The organism is Streptomyces pathocidini (assembly GCF_001418495.1).
Classification (GTDB): Bacteria; Actinomycetota; Actinomycetes; order Streptomycetales; family Streptomycetaceae; genus Streptomyces; species Streptomyces pathocidini.
Map to the genome: position 1 here is coordinate 1 of NZ_LIQY01000425.1, position 3,884 is coordinate 3,884.

Annotated in this window: 4 protein-coding genes and 1 riboswitch; all 4 genes read right to left on the bottom strand. The window is 71.2% G+C overall.

What is annotated here, in order from left to right; translation table 11 throughout:
- Positions 1–281, bottom strand: a 281-nt coding sequence (locus tag AOK16_RS19425) for a serine dehydratase beta chain (RefSeq protein ID WP_276202520.1), incomplete at its 3' end; no start/stop codon positions are given.
- A gap of 88 nt (positions 282–369) precedes the next feature.
- Positions 370–1,632 (bottom strand): serine hydroxymethyltransferase, encoded by a 1,263-nt coding sequence (glyA, locus tag AOK16_RS19430; protein WP_055473483.1) that lies wholly within the window; start codon positions 1,630–1,632, stop codon positions 370–372.
- Positions 1,633–1,661: 29 nt separating this feature from the next.
- Positions 1,662–2,042: a glycine cleavage system protein GcvH gene (gcvH, locus tag AOK16_RS19435; RefSeq protein ID WP_055473484.1), complete on the bottom strand. Its 381-nt coding sequence runs from the start codon at positions 2,040–2,042 to the stop codon at positions 1,662–1,664.
- A 194-nt stretch (positions 2,043–2,236) separates the two neighbouring features.
- Positions 2,237–3,358 carry a glycine cleavage system aminomethyltransferase GcvT gene (gcvT, locus tag AOK16_RS19440; protein ID WP_055473485.1) on the bottom strand — a complete coding sequence of 374 codons (1,122 nt, stop codon included), beginning with the start codon at positions 3,356–3,358 and terminating at the stop codon, positions 2,237–2,239.
- A gap of 163 nt (positions 3,359–3,521) precedes the next feature.
- Positions 3,522–3,628: riboswitch (glycine riboswitch) on the bottom strand.
- Positions 3,629–3,884: the final 256 nt, after the last annotated feature.

Consider the following 3,884-nt stretch of genomic DNA (forward strand, 5'->3'; position numbering starts at 1 on the left):
GCGGTGCGGATGCGGGCGACCTCGGCGTCGGCGCTCGCCACGTCGACGGTGCGCGGTGAGTGGCCCTCCAGGCCGAGCAGGACCGCCTTGGGGGTGCCGTGGCCGTGGCCGGTGGCGCCGAGCGAGCCGAACAGCTCGGCCCGTACCGCCGAGGTCTGCGCCAGCAGGCCGTCCTTCTTCAGCCGGCCCACGAACATGCGCGCCGCGCGCATCGGGCCGACCGTGTGCGAGCTCGACGGGCCGATGCCGATCGAGAAGAGGTCGAAGACGGAGATGGCCACGGTGGCGGACTTCCTTGTCTGCTGGGGGAGTTCGTGCGCGGGTGCGCCGGGCGGGGCCGCGAGGGCGCCGTCCGGCGCACCCTGCCTGCTACTTCAGGCCCGGGTACAGCGGGTGCTTGTCGGCCAGCGCGGTCACGCGGGCCTTGAGCGCCTCGGCGTCGTACGAGGGCTTCAGCGCCTCGGCGATGATGTCCGCGACCTCGATGAAGTCCTCCGCCTGGAAGCCGCGGGTGGCCAGCGCCGGGGTGCCGATCCGCAGGCCCGAGGTCACCATGGGCGGCCGCGGGTCGTTCGGGATGGCGTTGCGGTTGACCGTGATGCCGACCTCGTGGAGGCGGTCCTCGGCCTGCCGGCCGTCCAGCTCGGAGTTGCGCAGGTCCACCAGGACCAGGTGCACGTCCGTGCCGCCGGACAGGACCGAGACGCCGACCTCGGCGACGTCCGCCGCGGACAGCCGCTCGGCGAGGATCTTCGCGCCCGCCAGCGTACGCTGCTGGCGCTCCTTGAAGTCCTCGCTCGCCGCGACCTTGAAGGAGACCGCCTTGGCCGCGATGACGTGCTCCAGCGGGCCGCCCTGCTGGCCGGGGAAGACCGCGGAGTTGATCTTCTTGGCCAGCTCGGCGGTGCAGAGGATGACGCCGCCGCGCGGGCCGCCAAGGGTCTTGTGCGTGGTGGTGGTGACGATGTGGGCGTGCGGCACCGGGTTGGGGTGCAGGCCCGCGGCCACCAGGCCCGCGAAGTGGGCCATGTCGACCATCAGGTACGCGCCGACCTCGTCGGCGATCCGCCGGAACGCCGCGAAGTCCAGCTGGCGCGGGTACGCCGACCAGCCCGCGATGATCAGCTTCGGCCGGTGCTCCTTGGCCAGGCGCTCGACCTGGTCCATGTCGACCTGCCCGGTCTGCTCGTCCACGTGGTATGCGGCCACGTTGTAGAGCTTGCCGGAGAAGTTGATCTTCATTCCGTGGGTCAGGTGCCCGCCGTGGGCGAGGTTCAGACCCAGGATCGTGTCGCCGGGGGAGAGCAGCGCGAACATCGCCGCGGCGTTGGCCTGCGCGCCGGAGTGCGGCTGTACGTTCGCGTGCTCGGCGCCGAACAGCTCCTTGATGCGGTCGATCGCGAGCTGCTCGATGACGTCGACGTGCTCGCAGCCGCCGTAGTAGCGGCGGCCGGGGTACCCCTCGGCGTACTTGTTGGTCAGCACCGAGCCCTGGGCCTCGAGGACGGCGACCGGAGCGAAGTTCTCCGAGGCGATCATCTCGAGGGTGGACTGCTGGCGGTGCAGCTCGGCGTCGACCGCGGCGGCGACGTCCGGGTCGAGCTCGTGGAGAGACTGGTTGAGAATCGACATCGTGATCCCAATCGGGGCAGGGGCCGGGGTCAGTTGCCGGTGAAGGCGGTGTACTCGTCGGCGGACAGCAGGTCCGCCGGCTCGTCCGCCACCCGCACCTTGAACAGCCAACCGCCCTCGAACGGGGCGGAGTTCACCAGCGCCGGGTCGTCCACGACGTCCTGGTTGATCTCGGTGATCTCGCCGGAGACCGGCGAGTAGAGGTCGCTGACGGACTTGGTCGACTCCAGCTCGCCGCAGGAATCGCCCGCGGCGACGGTGTCACCGACCTCGGGGAGCTGGACGAAGACGACGTCACCGAGCGCGTCGGCGGCGTGCGAGGTGATGCCCACGGTCGACACACCGTCCGCGTCGGCGGCGGTGAGCCACTCGTGCTCCTTGCTGTAGCGCAGCTGCTGGGGGTTGCTCATGACCTGAATTCTCCTGGATGCGGGGGCGTGCTCGGATACGTGGTCTTGACAGGTGGGACAGGCGTGACGAAGTAGACGCTAGACGCCGGTCCGGCGAACGCGATGTCAGGCCTGTGGAGCGCGGTGTGTGTCGGTACGGGCGCCAGCACCGGCGCTCGCGGAAGGGCGCCGGCGCTGCCGCTGTGCGGAAGGCGTCAGCGCTGCCGCTTGTAGAAGGGGAGCGCGACGACCTCGTACGGCTCGTGGCTGCCGCGGATGTCGATCGCGACGCCCTCCGTGCCGGCCTCGGCGTGCGCGGCGTCCACGTACGCGATGGCGATCGGCTTGCCCAAGGTCGGGGACGGGGCGCCCGAGGTGACCTCGCCGATGACAGCCCCGGACTCGGCGGCCACCACCGCGTATCCGGCGCGCGGCACGCGTCGGCCGGTGGCGATCAGGCCGACCAGCTTGCGCGGCGGGTTCTTCTCGGCTCGCTCGGCCGCGGCCTCCAGGGCGGCGCGGCCGACGAAGTCCCCGGCCTTCTCGAACTTCACGACCCGGCCGAGCCCCGCGTCGAAAGGGGTCGTCGCGGTGGTCAGCTCGTGCCCGTACAGCGGCATGCCCGCCTCGAGGCGCAGGGTGTCGCGGCAGGACAGGCCGCAGGGGACGAGGCCCACGGAGGCGCCCGCCTCAGTGAGCGCCTGCCACAGAGTCTCGGCGTCGCCGGGCGCGACGAACAGCTCGAAGCCGTCCTCGCCGGTGTAGCCGGTGCGGGCGATGAGCGCCTGGACGCCGGCGACCGTGCCAGGCAGGCCGGCGTAGTACTTCAGGCCGTCCAGGTCGGCGTCGGTCACCGACTTGAGGATGCCGGGGGACTCCGGGCCCTGGACGGCGATCAGCGCGTAGGCCTCGCGGTCGTCGCGGACGGCCGCGTCGAAGCCGGCCTGCCGCTCGGTGAGCGCGTCCAGCACGGTCTGCGCGTTGGAGGCGTTGGCGACGACCATGTACTCGTGCTCGGCGAGCCGGTAGACGATCAGGTCGTCGAGGATGCCGCCCTCGGCGTTGGTGATCATGGTGTAGCGGGCGCGGCCGACGGCGACGCCGCCGATGTTGCCCACCAGCGCGTAGTCGAGGAGGTCCGCGGCCTGCGGGCCGGTGACGGTGATCTCGCCCATGTGGGAGAGGTCGAAGAGCCCGGCGCGGGTGCGGACGGCGACGTGCTCGTCGCGCTCACTGGCGTAGCGCAGCGGCATGTCCCAGCCCGCGAAGTCGGTCATGGTCGCGCCGAGTGCGCGGTGCGCCGCGTCCAGCGCGGTACGGCGGGGGGCTTCGGTCATGGTTCTGGCTCCCGGACAAAGGGGTGGCGAGGCTGGAGTCGAAGAAAACACAGCCTCCCCATCTGTCATCGGAACCTGAGAGCTTCACCACGATCCGGTGTCACGGATCCGCGGCTTGCACCTTGGGTGGAGCCGCCCGGGGCGACCCGCTTTCCAGATGTGCCTAGCCCGCGCGGTACGGGGCCTGAGAGATTCAAGGGAGGACTTGCTCCTTCGGCGCCCCGGCACTGGCACGGATGCCGTGTCCGGGGACTCTCCCGCGCGGAGTCGAACGGCCGGTATGGAGTTGGCGCCGACATCATTGCACGCCCTTCGGTGCGCGGGCGAGGTTCGGGGTGGTCCGGGTGGGACAGAACCGGGTTGTACGGCATTACCTATTCTTGAAACTCTGCTCGAACCGGCCCGCGCCCGGGCACGCCGCAACCGACCATGGGAGGGCGACCACGGTGCACAAGGATGGTGCGTACGCGACGGGGACCTCGGCCGTACTGGGCCCAGCGCCCCCGCCTCCCCGCAAGGCCGCCCC